Genomic DNA, 17706 nt, shown 5'->3' with positions numbered 1-17706 from the left:
CTTGATGGGGTAAGGCTCCCAGTAGACGACTGGGTTGATAGGCCGGATATGGAAGCACGGTAACGTGTGGAGTTGACCGGTACTAATAGGCCGAGGGCTTGTCCTCAGTTGCTCGCGTCCACTGTGTAAGTTCTGAGGCAACGAACAGTTGCCGGCTTTGAGCAGAACATTTAACTGAAGAGTGTGCTTGTTCGCTCGAAACCAATAGGGTTTCGGTGGCCATAGCGTGAGGGAAACGCCCGGTTACATTCCGAACCCGGAAGCTAAGCCTTACAGCGCCGATGGTACTGCAGGGGGGACCCTGTGGGAGAGTAGGACGCCGCCGAACAATCTTTGGAGGACCCCTGGTCCCAGCGTTCACGCTGGGACCAGGGGTCCTTTCGTTTTTCACAGGCGTGTCGGGCACCCGTCCCGAATGCGCGAGAATGGCTTGCAGTACCGAAGACAGGAGTCACCATGTCCACCAACTCTCCCGACGATCGACCGGAGCGCGATCAGCGCCGCAGGGACAGTGGTGACCGCGGTGGCTTCCGCGGCGGGCCCCGCCGCGACAACGACCGCGCCGGCTACGGCCGACGAGACGGTGACCGGGGCGGTTTCCGCCGGGACGACAACCGCGGCGGAGGCTTCCGGCGTGACGGTGACCGTCCCTCCTACCGGCGCGACGACGACCGCGGTGGGTACCGCCGAGATGACCGGCGTGACGACCGCCGAGATGACCGACGCGATGACCGCCGTGACGATCGCCGCGGTAGTGGCGAGCGCGGCGGCAGTGGTGACCGCGGTGGCAGTGGTGACCGCGGTGGCTATGGGCGCCGTGACGACACCCGTGGCGGTTTCCGTGGCCGTGACGATCAGCGTGGTGGGCGTCCGTCCTTCCGGCGCGACGAGCGGCCCTCCGCACCCCGTCGCGATGACCGCGACCACGGCGGGTTCCGCCGCGACGACAGCCGTGAAGACCGCCGTGACTTCCGCCGTGAGGGCGGCGACCGCCCCACGTTCCGGCGTGACGACCGGCGCGACAGCGAGCGCGGCGGCCACGGGCGCCGTGACGACAGTCGCGGTGGCTTCCGTCGCGATGACGACCGGGGCGGTTTCCGCCGGGACAGCGACCGCGGCGGCTTCCGTCGCGATGACCGCAGGGACGACCGCCGCGAGGGCGGCGACCGTCCGGCGTTCCGGCGCGACGAGCGCTCCGGCCCCGGCGGGCGGGACGACCGCGGCGGGTTCCGCAGGGACGACCGCAGGGACGACCGCCGCGAGGGCGGCGACCGTCCGGCGTTCCGGCGCGACGAGCGCTCAGGCCCCGGCGGGCGGGACGACCGCGGCGGGTTCCGCAGGGACGACCGCAGGGACGACCGCCGCGAGGGCGGCGACCGCCCCGCTTTCCGGCGCGACGAGCGCCGTGACGACCGTCGTGAAGACAACCGCGACCGCGGTGGCTTCCGACGCGACGGTGGCGAGCGCGGTGACCGCGGCGGCTATGGCCGCCGTGACGACCACCGCGGCGGTGGCGGCTTCCGAGAGCGGGACGAGCGTGGTCCGCGCGGCCCCCGTCGCGACGACCGCGGTGGACGTCCCGGCGGCTTCCGAGGGCGTGACGACCGTCGCGACGACCGCAGGGGCGACCGGCGCGGCGACGACCGGCGTGGCGGCGGGCGGTTCCGGGAGGAGAGGGACCGGGACCGGGAGCCGATCAAGCGGCTGCCGATCCCGGAGGAGGTCACCGGCGAGGAGATCGACAAGGACGTACGGCAGGAGCTGCAGAGCCTGCCCAAGACGCTCGCCGATGACGTCGCCAAGAACCTCGTGATGGTCGCCCGGCTCCTCGACGAGGAACCGGAGAAGGCCTACGACTACTCCCGCGTCGCCCTGCGGCTGGCCTCCCGTGTCGCCGCCGTGCGCGAGGCGGCGGGCTTCGCCGCGTACGCGAACCAGAAGTACAGCGAGGCTCTCGCGGAGTTCCGGGCCGCCCGGCGGATGACCGGCAACGTGGACCTGTGGCCCGTCATGGCCGACTGCGAGCGCGGCCTCGGCCGCCCGGAGAAGGCACTCGACATGGCCGGGGCGCCCGAGGTGCACAAGCTGGACAAGGCAGGCCAGGTCGAGATGCGACTCGTCGCGGCCGGCGCCCGGCGCGACATGGATCAGCTCGACGCCGCCATCGTCACGCTGCAGAGCCCCGAGCTGGCCTCCAACTCCCTCCAGCCGTGGACGGCCCGGCTGCGCTACGCGTACGCGGACGCGCTGCTCGCCGCCGGGCGGGCGGACGAAGCGCGCGAGTGGTTCGCCAAGGCCGTGGAGGCCGACCGGGACGGCAGCACCGACGCCTCCGACCGGCTCGCGGAACTCGACGGGGTGGCGTTCCTCGACGCCCTCGACGAGAGCGCCGATGACGCGGAGCGCGAGGACGAGGACGAGAGCCGGGCGGGCCAGGTCCACGACAGCCGCGACGGCGATTCCAGCCACGAGACCGAAGGCGACGAGTCCGACGGCGGCGAGGGCGAGACCGAGGACGGGCACGACGCTCCCGTCGACGAGGACGGCTTCGAGGACGGCTTCGAGAACTGACGGCACGCCACGCGTGCACAGCATGCGGGTGGGGCGGGATCCGGTGCCGGATCCCGCCCCACCCGCACGTCGGGTCACAAGCGCGCGTCGGTGTCAGAAGCCGAGCGCCCTGAGCACCAGCCCCGACGCCGGCTTCGGGCCGAAGGACGTCGACTTCCGCGGCATCGTCACGCCCTGCAGGGCGAGTTCGCGGACGACCTCCTCGCGGACCGGATGCATCAGGACCGCGGTGCCCCCGTCCCGTTGCGCCTTGGCGACCGTGGCCTCCGTGTCGTGGATGTACGCGATGTGCTCCGGGGCGTCCGGGACACGCCAGATGTGGTGGATGAGCGTGGCGTGCAGGACCGTCGCGTCGAGGGTGCGCCAGGCCTGGGGGCGGTCCGCGGGCACCGTGCGGGCGATGAGGTCGGCCGACGGACGGTCCACGAGATGGAAGGCGCCGTCGCCGGCGAGGAGGAACGCGTTCGACCCCGTGACCGCCTCGGCGAGGGCCGTCAGGGCGTCACCCAGCGAGCCGGTGAGGGTTCTGACCCGGAACGTGTCCCGGACCGCGGCCAGCGCCTCGCTCACCGGGAGGTTGTGCAGCAGACGGTGGATCGCGCGTACCCGGAGCGGGTAGCGGGCCGTGTCGACCAGGAGGACCAGGCCGAAGTCCCAAGGGCTGGGGGAGGGGTGTTCGGTGCGCAGCCGCAGGTAGGTCGCCCAGCGGTGGTGGCCGTCGGCGATCAGCGCCCGGTGGCCCGCCAGGTACGACCGGATGGCGCGCAGGTCGGCCGGGTCCGTGACGGACCACAGCCGGTGGCTGAAGCCGTCCTCCGTGGTCGTGGACAGCAGCGGCGTGCCCTGCGCCACGCGTTCCACGACCGCCGTGGCGCCGGTGGCGGTACCGTCGCCGCGGTAGGTCAGCAGCAGCGGTTCGAGGTTGGCGTCGGTGGCGCGCATCAGGGCCGCGCGGTCGGCGACCACGTGCGGCATGACGTCCTCGTGCGGCAGGACCACGCCCTCGTCCGGCTCCGACAGCCGGAGCGCACCGATCACACCGCGCTGCAGAACGCCGTCGTCGTGCTGCTCGTAGACGTAGAGGCCCGGCTCGCGGTCGGCGGCCAGGACGCCCTCGGCCAGCCAGCGGTCCAGGGTCTCGGCCGCCCGTTCGCTGCGGGCCGCGGGGCTGCCGTCCTGGGGGAGGATCAGCCGGACGATGTTGTGCGGGTCGGCGGACTCGAGGTGGTGCAGGCCGTCCGGTCGTACGACCACATCGTACGGAGGGGACATCACATCGGCCAGGTTCCCGACTCGTTCCGGGTCGTAGCGCAAGCCCCGGAACGGGGTCAGATCAAGGCCCATGCGTGCCGGTACGTGCGCGGTACCTGCGGTGTTCATTCGTGCATCGTAAGTGTGTCGGTGCCATGAGGGATGATCGGGGGAAAGGGATCGGCAAGAGGAGAGACAGCGAATGAGCCAGACCGTGCGGACCCGCCCGGAGGGCAGTGAACAGGCTCTGTTCGAGGCCTACGACACGGCGCTGCTCGATCTGGACGGTGTGGTGTACGCGGGCGGCGACGCGATCGCGCACGCCGTCGAGTCGCTCGGCACCGCTCGCGCGGGCGGGATGCACCTCGCGTATGTGACGAACAACGCACTGCGGACGCCCGACGTGGTGGCCGCGCACCTCACGGAGTTGGGGGTGCCGGCCGAGGCCGCCGACGTGATCACCTCGGCGCAGGCCGTTGCCCGGCTGATCAGCGATCAGGTGCCCCAGGGGGCGCGGGTGCTGGTGATCGGCGGGGAAGGGCTGCGGGTGGCCCTGCGGGAGCGCGGGCTGGTGCCGGTGGACTCCGCGGACGACGAGCCCGTGGCCGTCGTGCAGGGGTACGGCGGGCCGGAGTTGCCGTGGGGGCGGTTCGCGGAGGCGTGTTACGCCGTCGCGCGCGGAGTGCCGTGGTTCGCTTCCAACACGGATCTGACGATTCCCAGCGCGCGGGGGATCGCGCCGGGCAACGGGGCGGCGGTGGAGGTGGTGCGGATCGCCACGGGCGCGGAGCCGCAGGTGGCGGGCAAGCCGCTGCCTCCGATGCACCGGGAGACGGTGATTCGTACGGGGGCGCGGCGCCCACTGGTCGTCGGCGACCGGCTGGACACGGACATCGAGGGCGCCTTCAACGGGCAGGTGGATTCGCTGCTCGTGCTGACCGGGGTGACGGACGGTGCGCAGTTGCTGGCCGCGCCGCCTCAGCACCGGCCGACGTACGTGGACCAGGACCTGCGCGGACTGCTCACCGGGCAGCCCGAGGTCGTCGCGGAGGGCGATGGGTTCCGGTGCGGTGGCTGGACGGCGACGGCCGGCGGTGAGCGGGTGGAACTGACAGGTCAGGGCGGGACGCTGGACGGGCTCAGGGCGCTGTGCGCGGCCGCGTGGACGGCTGCCGGGGACGGCTCGTGCGAGCTGGACGGGGGCAAGGCGCTGGCGCGGCTGGGGCTTTGAGGACCCGCCCGGGCCGCCCGGCCTGAGACCGGCAAGGCCCGGCATCTCCCGGAACCGAGCCGTGGCGGCGCGGGCCGCGAAGCGGAGCGTGACCGCCGGTGACTCAGCGATGGATTCGAGCGTATATGCGAGGCTAGGCTAACCTAACTTGCGTGTTGGTCGACAGTTCTCCCGAACAGCGCGCGGAGACCGCCCCCGCGCCCCCAACCCGCCGAGCGATTCGTGCCTTTGGTCTTCTCGTGTCCGTTGTGGTCCTCGCGCTCGTCGCGGTGGCCAGCATCGCGATCGGGGCGAAGGAGCTGTCCCTGGAGCAGGTCTGGCACGGACTGTTCCAGGAGTCGGGGACATACGGCGACGTCGTGGTCGGCGAGCGGGTCTCCCGTACGGTGCTCGGGCTGCTCGCGGGGGCGGCGCTCGGGCTGTCGGGGGCGGTGCTCCAGGCGCTTACCCGCAACCCGCTCGCCGACCCCGGGCTGCTCGGCATCAACGCGGGCGCGTCGGCCGCCGTCGTCACCGCCGTCACCTTCTTCGGCGTCACCTCGCTGAGCGGCTATGTGTGGTTCGCGTTCTTCGGAGCGGCCGCTGTGGGCGCGGTGGTGTGGTTCCTCGGGGGCAGCCGTGGCGCGACCCCGGTGCGCCTCGCGCTGGCCGGCACGGCGATCAGCGCCGCGCTCTACGGCTATCTCCAGGCGGTGATGATCATGGACGATGCGGCGCTCGGCAAGATGCGTTTCTGGACGGTGGGTTCACTGGCGTCGGCGAACGACAGCACCATCACCCAGGTGTTGCCGTTCCTCGGCGTCGGCACGGTCCTCGCGCTGCTGCTCGCCCGGCCGTTGAACGCGGTGGCGATGGGCGACGACACCGCCCGCGCACTCGGCGCCAACCTGGGCCGCACCCGCGCGCTGTCGATGGCCGCGGCCACCGTGCTGTCCGGGGCCGCGACCGCCGCCTGCGGCCCGATCGTCTTCGTCGGGCTGATGATCCCGCACGTCGTACGTTCCTTCACCGGCCCCGACCTGCGCTGGATCCTGCCCTACGCCACGATCCTGTCGCCCGTTCTGCTGCTCGGCGCCGACGTCGTCGGTCGGATCGTGGCGCGCCCCGCGGAACTTCAGGTCGGCATCGTCACCGCGGTCATCGGTGGGCCGGTCTTCGTCTTCCTGGTACGACGCGGGAGGACGGCACAGCTGTGACGACCACTGTGAAGGCCATGCGAACCCGGTCCGTCCGGACTCGCGGCGGGCTCTCCCTCCGCCTCGACGTGCGCGCGTCCGCGGTCGTCGTCGGACTGCTGCTGGCCGCGCTCGGTGCGAGCATCGTCCTCATCGGCACCGGTGACTTCCCCATCGGCGCCGGTGACGTGCTGAAGACGCTCCTGGGCGACGGCGAGGCGGGGCAGGAGTTCATCGTGCGCGAGCTGAGGCTGCCACGTGTCCTGGTGGGGCTGTTGGTGGGAGCGGCGCTCGGACTCGGCGGGGCGCTGTTCCAGACCGTCTCCCGCAATCCGCTGGGCAGTCCGGACGTCCTCGGCCTCGGGCAGGGCGCCACGGCCGGTGCGCTGGTGATGATCGTGCTGTTCTCCGGAAGCGCCGCCGCGGTCACCGTCGGCGCGCTCGCCGGCGGTCTGGCGACCGGCTTCGCCATCTACCTGCTCGCGTGGAAGCGGGGCGTGCACGGTTATCGGCTGGTCCTGGTCGGCGTCGGCGTCTCCGCGATCGTCACCGCGGTCAACGGTTATCTGATCACCAAGGCCGACCTCGTCGACGCGGCACGGGCCGTCGTATGGATGACGGGGTCCCTGAGCGGGCGCGACTGGACCCAGGTCTGGCCGCTGCTCGGCCTGAGCGCGGTCCTCGTGCCGCTGGTGCTGGGCAACGCGCGGGCGCTGCGGATGATGGAGATGGGCGACGACGTGTCGTACGCACTCGGCGTGCGGGTCGAGCGGGTGCGGCTGCTGCTGATGGTGGCGGCCGTGCTGCTGACCGCGTCGGCCACCGCCGCCGCGGGCCCGGTCGGCTTTGTGGCGCTCACCGCGCCGCAGCTCGCGCGCCGGCTGACCCGGTCGCCCGGGCCCAATCTGGTGCCGTCGCTGTGCATGGGCGCCACCCTGCTGATCGTTGCGGACTGGGCGTCCCAACGGGCTTTCGGCGCGGATCAGTTGCCCGTGGGAGTGGTGACCGGGATCCTCGGTGGGGTCTATCTGCTGTGGCTGCTGGTCATGGAGCGCAGGGCCGGACGGATATGAACGACAAAAGGAGCACTGTGAACCGCCTGTCCGCCGAGAACGTCACCCTCGCCTACGACCAGCGCGTCATCGCCGAGCAGTTGTCGGTGGAGATACCCGACAACTCCTTCACCGTGATCGTCGGCCCGAACGCGTGCGGCAAGTCCACGCTGCTGCGCGCGCTGTCCCGGATGCTTAAGCCGTCCGAGGGGCGGGTGCTGCTCGACGGGCAGGTCATCCAGTCGATGCCGGCGAAGAAGGTGGCCCGGACGCTCGGGCTGCTGCCGCAGTCGTCGATCGCGCCCGACGGGATCACGGTCGGGGACCTGGTCGGCCGCGGCCGCTATCCGCACCAGGGACTGCTCAGGCAGTGGTCGGCCGAGGACGAGCGGGTGGTGCGGGAGTCGATGGAGTCGACGGGCGTCGCCGAGCTGGCGGACCGTTATGTCGACGAACTCTCCGGCGGTCAGCGTCAGCGCGTCTGGATCGCCATGGCGCTCGCCCAGCAGACTCCGCTGCTGCTGCTCGACGAGCCGACCACCTATCTGGACATCCAGCACCAGATCGACGTGCTCGACCTGTGTGCCGAACTCCACGAGGAACAGGGGCGGACACTGGTCGCCGTCCTGCACGACCTCAACCACGCGGCCCGGTACGCCACCCATCTGATCGCGATGCGCGACGGGAAGGTGATCGCCGAGGGCGCGCCCGGAGACATCGTCACGGCGGAGCTGGTGGAGGAGGCCTTCGGGCTGCGCTGCCAGGTGATCGACGATCCGGAGACGGGGACTCCGCTGGTGGTGCCGGCGGCACGGAAGGCACGCGCCGGCGCGGCGCGCGGATCGGGGGCGACCGGCGCGGCGGAACCGGCCGGCGGGACTGACGCGGCTGAATCGGCCGAATCAGCCGAATCAGATGAATCGGTCAACTCGAGCGGGATCGAGGCCGGCGATGCGGTCGGCGCGGCGGCCAAAGCTGCCGCTAAAGAAGGCTCCTGAGACGGAACAGGTCGCGCAGGCCGGCCTCGAGCTTCACCCGGCCCGAGGCCCAGGCCTTGGCGAAGTTCAGCTCGCCGTCGACCATCGCGACCAGGTCGTCGCCGGTCATCGCGAGCCGGATCTCGGCCTTCTCCACGGGCGGGCCGGGGTGCGTGTCCAGCACCTCGATCCGGCCGCCTTGCAGCCGGCCGGTGAAGGTGATGTCCAGGTCGGTGATACGGCAGCTCAGCGAACGGTCCAGCGCCGCCGCGCTGCGTACGTCACCGTCCGCGTCCGCCAGGTTGTCGGAGAGTTTGTCGAGTGCCGCCCGGCACTCCTCGATCGTCGCCATCGCGATCGACGGTACCCCAGCGCTTCGCGGTAGCGTCGGGGCATGAGCGACTCATTCGAGCCCGCCCCGGAGGTCTTCGCACCCGAACCGGAGGCCTTCGAGCCCGCACCCGAGGCCGAGCCGGAGCCCGCGCTGGAGCCCGAGGACGCCTACGACCCCGCCGCTCCGGCGCCGCTCGGTGTCGTCCGCACCCCCACCGGCAACCCCGAGGTCGACGCCCAGCTCGAACGGCTGGGTGATGCGGATCACCTCGCCACCGACGGCCATCTGGAGGTGTACGAGGATGTACACGGGGGGCTGCGCGACGCGCTCACCGCGCTCGACGCCCGCCCGGGACCCCCGGCGCCCCCCTCCCCGTCCCCGTACGCACACAGGAGCTGAACCGAACGTGGCAGGAGTGGCACGCCGCCGCCTCGACGCCGAGCTGGTCCGCCGGAAGCTCGCCCGCTCGCGCGAGCACGCGAGCCAGCTGATCGCCGCCGGGCGGGTCACCGTCGGCAAGACCCTCGCGACCAAGCCCGCCACCCAGGTGGAGACCGCCGCCGCGATCGTCGTCGCGCAGGACGACAGTGACCCCGAGTACGTCTCCCGCGGCGGTCACAAGCTGGCCGGTGCCCTCGACGTCTTCGTACCGCTCGGACTGAAGGTGGAGGGGCGGCGCGCGCTGGACGCCGGCGCGTCCACCGGTGGCTTCACCGACGTCCTGCTGCGCGCGGGAGCGGCGCACGTCATCGCCGTGGACGTCGGCTACGGACAACTCGCGTGGTCTCTCCGAAGCGATGAACGCGTCACCGTCAAGGACCGTACGAACGTACGCGAATTGACGTTGGAGGCGATCGATGGAGAGCCCGTGGATCTTGTCGTGGGGGATTTGTCCTTCATCCCGCTCGGCCTGGTGCTGCCCGCCCTCGTGCGGTGTGCGGCGCCCGACGCCGACCTGGTGATGATGGTCAAGCCGCAGTTCGAGGTGGGCAAGGAACGCCTCGGCAGCGGAGGGGTGGTGCGCAGCGCCGAACTGCGGGCCGAGGCGGTCCGCTCGGTGGCCAGGCGCGCGGGGGAACTGGGTCTGGGAGTGCGCGGGGTCACCGCGAGCCCGCTGCCGGGCCCGTCGGGCAATGTCGAATACTTTCTGTGGCTGCGGTCCGGGGCGCCCGAACTCGACCCGGCCGACGTCGACCGTGCAGTGGCGGAGGGGCCGCGTTGACCGAGACCGGAGCTCGTACTGTTTTCCTGCTCGCCCACACCGGGCGGCCCGCGGCCATCCGCAGCGCCGAGCTGGTCGTGCAGGGGCTGATCCGCGCCGGTCTCGGCGTACGGGTCCTGGAGGCGGAGGCGGCCGAGGTGCCGCTGCCGCCCGAGGTGGAGCTCGTCAGGGAGGCCACCCCCGAGTGCCTCGACGGCTGTGAGCTGCTGATCGTGCTCGGCGGCGACGGCACCCTGCTGCGCGGCGCCGAGTTCGCCCGAGCCTCCGGGGTACCGATGCTCGGCGTCAACCTCGGCAGCGTCGGCTTCCTCGCCGAGGCCGAACGCGACGACCTCGACAAGGTCGTCGACCGCGTGGTCACGAAGGCCTACGAGGTCGAGGAGCGCATGACCGTCGACGTCGTGGTGCATCGCAACGGCGACGTCGTGCACACCGACTGGGCGCTCAACGAGGCCGCCGTGCAGAAGGCCACCGCCGAGCGGCTGCTGGAGGTCATCCTCGAGATCGACGGGCGGCCCGTCACCGGCTTCGGCTGCGACGGCATCGTGCTGTCGACCCCGACCGGGTCCACGGCGTACGCCTTCTCGGCCGGCGGTCCCGTGGTCTGGCCGGAGGTCGAGGCGCTGCTCATGGTGCCGATCAGCGCGCACGCCCTGTTCGCCAAGCCGCTGGTCACCTCGCCGAACTCGGTGCTGGCCGTGGAGGTGCTGCCGCACATCCCGCCCGGGGTGCTGTGGTGCGACGGCCGCCGCACCATCGAACTGCCGCCCGGCGCCCGGGTCGAGGTCCGCCGCGGCGCGGTCCCGGTCAGGCTGGCCCGCCTCCACCACGCGTCGTTCACGGACCGCCTGGTCGCGAAGTTCGCGCTGCCGGTGTCGGGCTGGCGGGGGGCGCGGCACTAGGCGCGCTGTCCAAAGGCGGCCCGCAGCCGCTCGTGGAACACCTCCGCGGCTGCCGGTTGCCTCGCGGGAGGGCGTCCTCGGGGCCCAGGCCCCGGCCGGGCCCGGGCCCGCAGCAGTTCGGGAGTGGCGCGACTGCTCGGCGTGCGCGTTGGCGTGCGCGTCGCGTGCGCGGATCACAGGGGTGGATTCGGGGCGGAGTCGCCGCCGGGACGATGCCGCAGAGGGCTGCCGAGGTCAATCGGCGTGGCTCCTGAGGGTGACACCGGGCAACGGGCCGACCTGTGGGTTCGTCCACGGGGCAGGGCGGCGTCGCGCCGGACGAGGGAAACCTCGTATGGTCTTGTCCGTGTTGGAGGAGATGCGTATACGGTCGCTCGGTGTCATCGACGACGCGGTCGTCGAGCTGTCGCCCGGCTTCACCGCCGTGACCGGGGAGACCGGCGCGGGCAAGACGATGGTGGTCACCAGCCTCGGCCTGCTGCTCGGCGGGCGCGCGGACCCGGCACTCGTACGGATCGGTGCCAAGAACGCGGTCGTGGAGGGGCGGATCACCGTGGCCGGCGACGCCTCGGCCGCCATACGCGCCGAGGAGGCGGGCGCCGAACTCGACGACGGGGCCCTGCTGATCAGCCGTACCGTCTCCGCAGAGGGGCGCTCGCGGGCACACCTCGGAGGGCGTTCCGTCCCCGTCGGGCTGCTCGCCGAACTCGCCGACGAACTGGTCGCCGTCCACGGGCAGACCGATCAGCAGGGGCTGCTCAAGCTCTCCCGGCAGCGGCAGGCGCTCGACCGGTACGCGGGCGACGCGGTCGCCGTGCCGCTCGCCAAGTACGCGGAGGCGTACCGGCGGCTGCGGGCCATCTCCGTCGAGCTCGAAGAGATCACCACGCGCGCGCGTGAGCGGGCCCAGGAAGCCGACATGCTGCGCTACGGACTCGACGAGATCGCGGCCGTCGAACCGCGTGCGGGGGAGGACGTGGAGCTGGCCGCGGAAGCCGAGCGGCTCGGCCACGCGGAAGCCCTCGCGTCGGCCGCCACCGTCGCGCACGCCGCGCTCGCGGGCAACCCCGAGGATCCGGAGGGCATCGACGCGGCGACGCTCGTCGCGGGCGCGCACCGGGCCCTGGAGGCGGTGCGTTCGCACGACACGGCACTCGCCTCGCTCGCCGACCGGCTCGGCGAGATCGGGATCCTGCTCGGTGACGTGGCGGGGGAGCTGGCCGGGTACGCCGACGACCTGGACGCGGACCCGCTGCGGCTGGCCGCCGTGGAGGAGCGGCGGGCCGCGTTGACCGCGCTGACACGGAAGTACGGGCAAGACGTCGGCGCGGTGCTCGCGTGGGCCGAACAGAGCGCCGCCCGGCTGACCGAACTCGACGGCGACGACGAGCGGATCACGGAGCTCACCGCCGAACGGGACGCCCTGCGGGCCGAACTCGGCGGGCTCGCCCAGGCGTTGACGGACGCCCGGACGGAGGCCGCCGAGCGGTTCGCCGCCGCCGTCACCGCCGAACTCGCCTCGCTCGCCATGCCCCACGCGCGCGTGTCGTTCGCCATCCGGCAGACCGAGGACCCGGAGGGCGTCGAGGTGGACGGCCGCAGAGTCGCCTACGGGCCCGCCGGGGTCGACGAGGTCGAGCTGCTCCTGGCCCCGCACCCGGGCGCGCCGCCGCGACCCATCGCCAAGGGCGCGTCCGGTGGCGAGCTGTCGCGGGTGATGCTCGCGGTGGAGGTCGTCTTCGCAGGCACCGATCCCGTGCCGACGTACCTCTTCGACGAGGTCGACGCCGGGGTGGGCGGGAAGGCCGCGGTCGAGATCGGCCGACGGCTGGCCAAGCTCGCGAAGAGCGCGCAGGTCGTGGTCGTCACGCATCTGCCGCAGGTGGCAGCGTTCGCCGACCGGCAGTTGCTGGTGGAGAAGCGGAACGACGGGTCGGTGACGCGGTCCGGGGTGAAGGTACTGGAGGGCGAGGCCCGGGTGCGGGAGCTGTCCCGCATGCTGGCGGGACAGGAGGACTCCGAGACGGCTCGGGCCCACGCGGAGGAACTCCTGGCAGCGGCCCGCTCGGACGCGTAGCCCCACCGCCGCCGAGTGCCGGGGCCTACCCGCCGTACCGGCTCGTCTGCGGCGGTCTGGACTGCGCCGTGGCGGTCTTCCGCACCGTGCCGGGGCCGTCTTCCGTCGCGCCGGGGCTACCCGCCGTACCGGCTCCTCTGCGGCGGTCTTCTGGACTACGCCGGGGCCTACCTGCCGTACCGGCTCCTCTGCGGCGGTCTTCCGGACTACGCCGGGGCCTACCTGCCGTACCGGCTCGTCTGCGGCGGTCTTCCGGACTGCGCCGCGGCCGTCCTCCGCACCGCGCCGCGGAAGTCTCCCGCACCCGCCGGGCGGTCGACGTTCTCCCCGGCCGCCCGCCTCCCTCCGCCCGCTCCCCGGCCCCCTAGGGTGACGCGCATGATCAGTCGTCGTTTCCCCCGGAGTTCCTCGTTCGGTTTCGCGGCCGCCGTTACCCGTCTCCTCAATGTCGCCCTGCGTTCCACGGGTCCCGGTGGCCGTGAGCGCTGGACGCGGACGAACTACCGGGGTGGGACGGTCGAGTTGTACGCCGGGCCCGCCGCGGCGCTCGCGGCGGGGCTCGGGGCCGGGCGGGTCCGGGGTGTCGTCGGGGGTGCCGTGTGCGTTGCCGGGGCGTGCGGGGCGTACGACGACGTCGTCGGGGACGGCGATCCGCGGCGGGGGTTCCGGGCGCATCTTTCCGCCCTGCGGGACGGTGAACTCACCAGCGGGACCGTCAAGCTGCTCGGCGTGTCCGCCGCCGGGCTCGTCGCGGGGGCAGTGCTGAAGGAGCGGGTGGTCGACAAGGTGCTGGCGGGGGTGGTCATCGCGGGGGCCGCGCACTTCGTCAATCTCGTGGACGTGCGGCCCGGAAGAGCCGCCGGGGCCGTGCTTGCCCTGGGCGCGCCCGGGCTGTTGCGAGGCGGGCCCGCCGGGGAGCTGGCCGCCGCCGCCATGGGAGCCGCGGCCGCCGTGCTGCCGGACGATCTGGGGGAGCGCGCGATGATCGGGGACACCGGCGCGCACGCCCTGGGGGCTGCGCTGGGGGCCGCCGTCGTCGCCGCCAACGGGCGCGCGGGACTGCTCGCCCACGCCGTCGCGGTGGTGGCGGCCGCCGTGTACGGGGAAAAGGTCAGCGACTCGGCGCGCCGACTCGGCGTTCCCCGCCACACGGCGGCGCACGAGCCGGCGGTGTGAACGGGCCGCGCCCTTGCGATGCGTCCTGGAACCTCGAACAAGGGAGGAGTCCGGCTTCAGAACTCTTGAGGCAACTCGGCGCGACACGCCCGTCCGTACGGACCCACGCCGTGCGTGCGTGTGAAGTCGGGGCACGCCGCCGGTACTTTCGTGTGCCTCGGTCACTCGTGTGGGTGATTGGCTGCGGCGAGTTGCCCGCGAGGTCGCAGGACCGGGGCCTCGGTGGTCCCGGAACACCCGTACGGCCTGGCATCCTTGGCAGGGGGTCACGCGCGCACACCCCACCGCGCCACGCCTCCGCACGTTTCCCATGTTCCTTCGTGACCGCCCGACGCCGAACCAGGAGCCCCGGCCACGTGATCCACGTGAGCAGCCACTCACCGCACGGACAGCCGCCGCTGCGTACCGTGCACGTGCTCGGCGGCGGCAGCGCGGGCAGCAGCACGCATGTGCGGTCGCTGGCCTCGGGGCTGGTCGCACGGGGCGTCCGGGTCACCGTCTGCGCCCCGACGGCGGCCGACCTGACGTACGACTTCACCGGCGCCGGTGCCCGGCACGTGCCCGTTCCGCGGCGCAGCGACCCCGCCACCGTCGCCGCCCTGCGACTGGCGACCGCCGACGCCGACCTCGTGCACGCGCACGGACTGCACTCCGCCTTCCGGACCGTCCTGGCGCTCGGCGGGCGTCGCACACCGCTCGTGGTGACCTGGCACAACCGCGAACACGCCGAAGGCGCGCGCGCCCATCTGCTGTGGCTGCTGGAACGACGGGTCGCCAAGGCCGCCACCGTCGTCCTCGGCACCTCGACCGACCTCGTCGACCGGGCCCGCAGCAGGGGGGCACGAGACGCCCGGCTCGCCGCCGCCGCACTGCCCGTACCGCGCCGTGTCGACCTCGCGCAGCGGGAGAAGACCCGGGCCGAACTGGGAGCGACCGGCCGCCCGTTGCTCATCGCCGCCGGCTCGCTCGACGGGCACCGCGGCTATGACACGCTGCTGGACGCCACGCGCGCCTGGCGGCGGCTCGACCCGGTACCGCTGCTGGTGATCGCCGGCGACGGGCCGCTGCGCGGCGCGCTGCGGCGGCGCATCGACGACGAAGGGCTGCCGGCCCGGCTCATCGGGCCGCGCGACGACCTCACGGAGCTCCTCGCCGCCGCCGATCTCGCGCTGCTGCCCGGCAGCCGCGAAGCGCGCGCCGTCCTGGTCCACGAGGCGCTGCACGCGCGGGTGCCGTTCGTCGCGGCGGACGTCGACGGCATCCGGGAACTCGTCGGTGACGCGGCGGAGCTGGTCCCGGCCGGTGACGCGGAGGCGCTCGGTGGTGCCGTCCTGCGCCTGCTGGCCGACGCGGACCGCAGGGAACTGCTCAAGGACCGGGGCGAGTCCCAGGCCGCGACCTGGCCCACCGAGGACGAGACGGTGGCTCAGGTCCTCAGCGTGTACGACGAACTGACCAAGCCCTTCCCGTTCTCCTAGCCCCAAGGCCCGCGCCCTTTCCGGTCTGGTAGCCCCGGCACCGCGCCCTTTCCGTTCTCATAGCCCGGGCGCCGCGTCCTTTTCGTTCTCATGGGCCCAGCGCCCAGCGCCCCGCGCCCCTCGCCCCTCGCCCTGCGCCCCTCGCCCTGCGCCCCCCGCCCCGCTCCGGCGCCGGTTTCCCCGGCTCATTGCACGAGCCTGCGGGCCCGCAGTGCCAGGCTCAGGGTCAGTACCGTCTGCGGATCGTCCAGGTCGCTGCCCAGCAGTTCCCCGATCCGGGCGAGCCGGTTGTAGAGCGTCTGACGGTTCAGATGCAGTTCGCGGGCCGTCTCCGCCTTGCGGCCCGCATGGGCGAGATACGTCTCCAGCGTGGGCAGCAGCGGCGGCCGCGCACTGTTGTCGTGGTCCCGCAGCGGGCCGATCGCACGGCCCACGAACGCCGCGAGGTCCGGGTGGTCGCGCAGCCGCCACAGCAGGAGGTCGATGTCGAGGCGGCGCGCGTCGTACCAAGGGCGGTCCGCGAGCCCCTGCGCGGCCGTCGCCGTCTCCGCCGCATGGCGCAGCCCCGCCGACGCCGCCGTCCAGCCGCCCGCCACCCCGACCACCACCACGGGCGCCCTAACACCGGGCCGCTGCATCCCGGACCGTTCCACACCGGCCCGCAGGGCCGCCGCCACCCGGTCCGCGACGGCCCCCCGCTCGGTCTCCGAGCGCAGGCCCAGCAGCAGCGGTACACGGCCCTCCACCGGCCGAACGCCGACCAGCACCGGCACCCCCACCGACGCCAGCTCCTCGGCGACGGCGCGCGCCAGCACCGCCCAGCCGCCACCACTGGGGGACAAGCCGTCGGCCAGCCGCATCACCACCGGGAGCAGGGGGCCCGTGCCCTGTTTGAAGCCCAGCACCCGGGCCTGTGCCGGCGCGTCCCCGGCCGCGATACGGCCCTCGGCGAGGTCGGTGAGGAAGTCGCCGCGGCCGCGGGCCGCCAGCTCCTCCTCCTGGCGCGCCTGCATCAGAACCACGGCGAGGATCCCCGCGGCCCGCTCCGCCGCCATCCGGTGCACCGGGGCCAGGGAAGCCGACACCGGCAGCAGAACCAGCCGGGCGCGCACCGAGCCGGTGCCGGGCCCACCGCCGGGCACGTCGATCAGCGCCGTCCCCGCGGGTGGTTCGGCCCGCTGGTGACCGCCGGGGTGTCCACGGTGGTGTCCGCGCATGCCCTCCCACACCTGGAGCGGATCGGCGTGGGCGGGCCCGGTGCCGGCCGCGTAGAGGAGCTGTCCGTCGGGCGTCTCGAGGAAGACGGGGTTCGCGCAGAACTCCGCGAGGATGTCCAGCACCTGGGGGACACCGCCGCCGCCGAGCAGTGCCCCGGTGCAGCGCCGGTGCACCTCCTCGGCCCGCTGGAGCAGCGCGTAGTGACCGTTGACGATCTCGGTGTGGACCTCCTCGGTGACGGCGACGAACGGCACTTCCCGGTGCAGCTGCACCAGCGGCAGACCGGTCGACCGTGCCGTCTCCACCAGCGCCGTGGGCAGCCGGGTGAACCGGGTGCCCAGCTCCACGACCAGCGCGGCGATGCCCCGCTCGGCCAGGGTCCGGACGAACGCGCGCTGCTCGGCGGGGCGGGTGCCGAGCCCGTACCCCGTGGTCAGCAGCAGTTCGCCGCCCTTGAGGAGGGAGGCGATGTTCGGCACCTCGCCCGCGTGCACCCAGCGGATGGTGCGCTCCAGTCGGTCGGCGCCGGACAGGACTTCGGGCAGCCCGCTGCGCAGACCGGGCAGCTCCAGCGCCCGCTGGACGGTGATCCCGGCACCGTGCGGCTCGGCGCCCGGGTCGGCGGGGCTGTCCGGGGTCCGGCTGCCGGTGGGGCTGTTCATGATGCGGACGCTACCTGCGGATACACGCCCGCGACAGGTACGGCCGGTAGTGAACCGAGCACCGGTCGGGCCCCGCGGACGGCGGCGGTTGCCGGCCGACGGCCGCGGGTGCCGACTGGCGGGGGTGGGCGTTGTCCGGCGGCAGCGGCTGCCGACTGAACGGCCGCGGGTGCCGAGACTGGCGGTGGGCACTGTCCGGCGGGGTTGGCGCTGACTGTCGGCGGTGGACGGTGTCAGACGGCGGCGGCTGCCGGCCGACGGCCTCGGGTACCGACCGGACGAGGCCGCGGCTGCCGATCGAACGGCCGTGGGGTGCCGAGACTGGCGGCAGTGAGCGCTGTCCGGCGGGGTTGGCGTTGGCTGGCGGCGGTGGGCGTTGT

The 17706-nt window shown here is 73.1% G+C and carries 14 protein-coding genes, 2 rRNA genes and 1 pseudogene; 14 read left to right on the top strand and 3 right to left on the bottom strand.

Annotated elements, in window-relative coordinates:
• The 4 genes and pseudogenes from EF387_RS07045 to EF387_RS49380 form a co-directional block, all read left to right on the top strand.
• A 23S ribosomal RNA gene (locus EF387_RS07045) occupies positions 1 to 106 on the top strand; the annotation flags it as partial.
• 105 nt (positions 107 to 211) lie between these two features.
• Positions 212 to 328: ribosomal RNA gene (rrf, locus tag EF387_RS07040) — 5S ribosomal RNA — on the top strand.
• A gap of 542 nt (positions 329 to 870) precedes the next feature.
• A pseudogene (locus EF387_RS50400) lies at positions 871 to 1557 on the top strand (hypothetical protein); the annotation flags it as partial.
• Between the two features lie 147 nt (positions 1558 to 1704).
• On the top strand, positions 1705 to 2571 hold the full coding sequence (locus EF387_RS49380) for a tetratricopeptide repeat protein (RefSeq protein WP_202918165.1): 867 nt from the start codon (positions 1705 to 1707) through the stop codon (positions 2569 to 2571).
• A 93-nt stretch (positions 2572 to 2664) separates the two neighbouring features.
• Here EF387_RS49380 and EF387_RS07030 read toward each other — a convergent pair whose 3' ends face one another.
• Positions 2665 to 3951: a DUF1015 domain-containing protein gene (locus tag EF387_RS07030; RefSeq protein WP_128375612.1), complete on the bottom strand. Its 1287-nt coding sequence runs from the start codon at positions 3949 to 3951 to the stop codon at positions 2665 to 2667.
• Between the two features lie 73 nt (positions 3952 to 4024).
• On the opposite strand from EF387_RS07030, the gene EF387_RS07025 reads away from it, so the two are divergent.
• The 4 genes from EF387_RS07025 (at position 4025) to EF387_RS07010 (ending at position 8278) form a co-directional block, all read left to right on the top strand.
• Positions 4025 to 5053 (top strand): HAD hydrolase-like protein, encoded by a 1029-nt coding sequence (locus EF387_RS07025; RefSeq protein WP_128375611.1) that lies wholly within the window; start codon positions 4025 to 4027, stop codon positions 5051 to 5053.
• Positions 5054 to 5205: 152 nt separating this feature from the next.
• Positions 5206 to 6249, top strand: a complete 1044-nt coding sequence (locus EF387_RS07020; RefSeq protein WP_128375610.1) for a FecCD family ABC transporter permease — start codon at positions 5206 to 5208, stop codon at positions 6247 to 6249.
• 17 nt (positions 6250 to 6266) lie between these two features.
• Positions 6267 to 7301 carry a FecCD family ABC transporter permease gene (locus EF387_RS07015; protein ID WP_128375609.1) on the top strand — a complete coding sequence of 345 codons (1035 nt, stop codon included), beginning with the start codon at positions 6267 to 6269 and terminating at the stop codon, positions 7299 to 7301.
• Positions 7298 to 8278, top strand: a complete 981-nt coding sequence (locus tag EF387_RS07010) for an ABC transporter ATP-binding protein (protein WP_238431367.1) — start codon at positions 7298 to 7300, stop codon at positions 8276 to 8278. The genes EF387_RS07015 and EF387_RS07010 overlap by 4 nt, the downstream gene beginning before the upstream one ends.
• On the opposite strand, the gene EF387_RS07005 is transcribed toward EF387_RS07010, so the two are convergent.
• A complete protein-coding gene (locus EF387_RS07005; RefSeq protein ID WP_128375608.1) occupies positions 8262 to 8609 on the bottom strand; it encodes an SCP2 sterol-binding domain-containing protein in 348 nt (115 codons plus the stop codon). The two genes, EF387_RS07010 and EF387_RS07005, sit on opposite strands and share 17 nt — an antisense overlap.
• Before the next feature lie 42 nt (positions 8610 to 8651).
• On the opposite strand from EF387_RS07005, the gene EF387_RS07000 reads away from it, so the two are divergent.
• From EF387_RS07000 to EF387_RS06975, 6 genes are all read left to right on the top strand, one after another.
• Positions 8652 to 8990, top strand: a complete 339-nt coding sequence (locus EF387_RS07000) for a hypothetical protein (RefSeq protein ID WP_128375607.1) — start codon at positions 8652 to 8654, stop codon at positions 8988 to 8990.
• A gap of 7 nt (positions 8991 to 8997) precedes the next feature.
• Positions 8998 to 9813 carry a TlyA family RNA methyltransferase gene (locus tag EF387_RS06995; protein ID WP_128375606.1) on the top strand — a complete coding sequence of 272 codons (816 nt, stop codon included), beginning with the start codon at positions 8998 to 9000 and terminating at the stop codon, positions 9811 to 9813.
• Entirely contained in the window at positions 9810 to 10715 is a 906-nt protein-coding gene (locus tag EF387_RS06990) for an NAD kinase (protein ID WP_128375605.1), read from the top strand. The genes EF387_RS06995 and EF387_RS06990 overlap by 4 nt, the downstream gene beginning before the upstream one ends.
• A gap of 334 nt (positions 10716 to 11049) precedes the next feature.
• Positions 11050 to 12792, top strand: coding sequence for a DNA repair protein RecN (gene recN, locus EF387_RS06985; protein WP_202918163.1), 1743 nt, complete (start codon positions 11050 to 11052; stop codon positions 12790 to 12792).
• Positions 12793 to 13170: 378 nt separating this feature from the next.
• Positions 13171 to 13968 (top strand): hypothetical protein, encoded by a 798-nt coding sequence (locus EF387_RS06980; RefSeq protein WP_128375604.1) that lies wholly within the window; start codon positions 13171 to 13173, stop codon positions 13966 to 13968.
• 356 nt (positions 13969 to 14324) lie between these two features.
• Positions 14325 to 15446 (top strand): glycosyltransferase family 4 protein, encoded by a 1122-nt coding sequence (locus EF387_RS06975; RefSeq protein ID WP_128375603.1) that lies wholly within the window; start codon positions 14325 to 14327, stop codon positions 15444 to 15446.
• Between the two features lie 185 nt (positions 15447 to 15631).
• Here EF387_RS06975 and EF387_RS06970 read toward each other — a convergent pair whose 3' ends face one another.
• Positions 15632 to 17326, bottom strand: a complete 1695-nt coding sequence (locus EF387_RS06970; RefSeq protein WP_128375602.1) for a PucR family transcriptional regulator — start codon at positions 17324 to 17326, stop codon at positions 15632 to 15634.
• Positions 17327 to 17706: the final 380 nt, after the last annotated feature.

The organism is Streptomyces cavernae (genome assembly GCF_004023625.1).
GTDB lineage: Bacteria > Actinomycetota > Actinomycetes > Streptomycetales > Streptomycetaceae > Streptomyces > Streptomyces cavernae.
The sequence above is the reverse complement of the archived record's forward strand: the minus strand, read 5'-3'. Positions and strand labels throughout refer to the sequence as shown.

Coding starts and splice junctions, on each gene's coding strand:
- EF387_RS07030 (WP_128375612.1), bottom strand. CDS start 3,951: ATGAACACCGCAGGTACCGCGCACGTACCGGCACGCATGGGCCTTGAT.
- EF387_RS07025 (WP_128375611.1), top strand. CDS start 4,025: ATGAGCCAGACCGTGCGGACCCGCCCGGAGGGCAGTGAACAGGCTCTG.
- EF387_RS07015 (WP_128375609.1), top strand. CDS start 6,267: ATGCGAACCCGGTCCGTCCGGACTCGCGGCGGGCTCTCCCTCCGCCTC.
- EF387_RS07010 (WP_238431367.1), top strand. CDS start 7,298: ATGAACGACAAAAGGAGCACTGTGAACCGCCTGTCCGCCGAGAACGTC.
- EF387_RS07005 (WP_128375608.1), bottom strand. CDS start 8,609: ATGGCGACGATCGAGGAGTGCCGGGCGGCACTCGACAAACTCTCCGAC.
- EF387_RS07000 (WP_128375607.1), top strand. CDS start 8,652: ATGAGCGACTCATTCGAGCCCGCCCCGGAGGTCTTCGCACCCGAACCG.
- recN (WP_202918163.1), top strand. CDS start 11,050: ATGGTCTTGTCCGTGTTGGAGGAGATGCGTATACGGTCGCTCGGTGTC.
- EF387_RS06980 (WP_128375604.1), top strand. CDS start 13,171: ATGATCAGTCGTCGTTTCCCCCGGAGTTCCTCGTTCGGTTTCGCGGCC.
- EF387_RS06970 (WP_128375602.1), bottom strand. CDS start 17,326: ATGAACAGCCCCACCGGCAGCCGGACCCCGGACAGCCCCGCCGACCCG.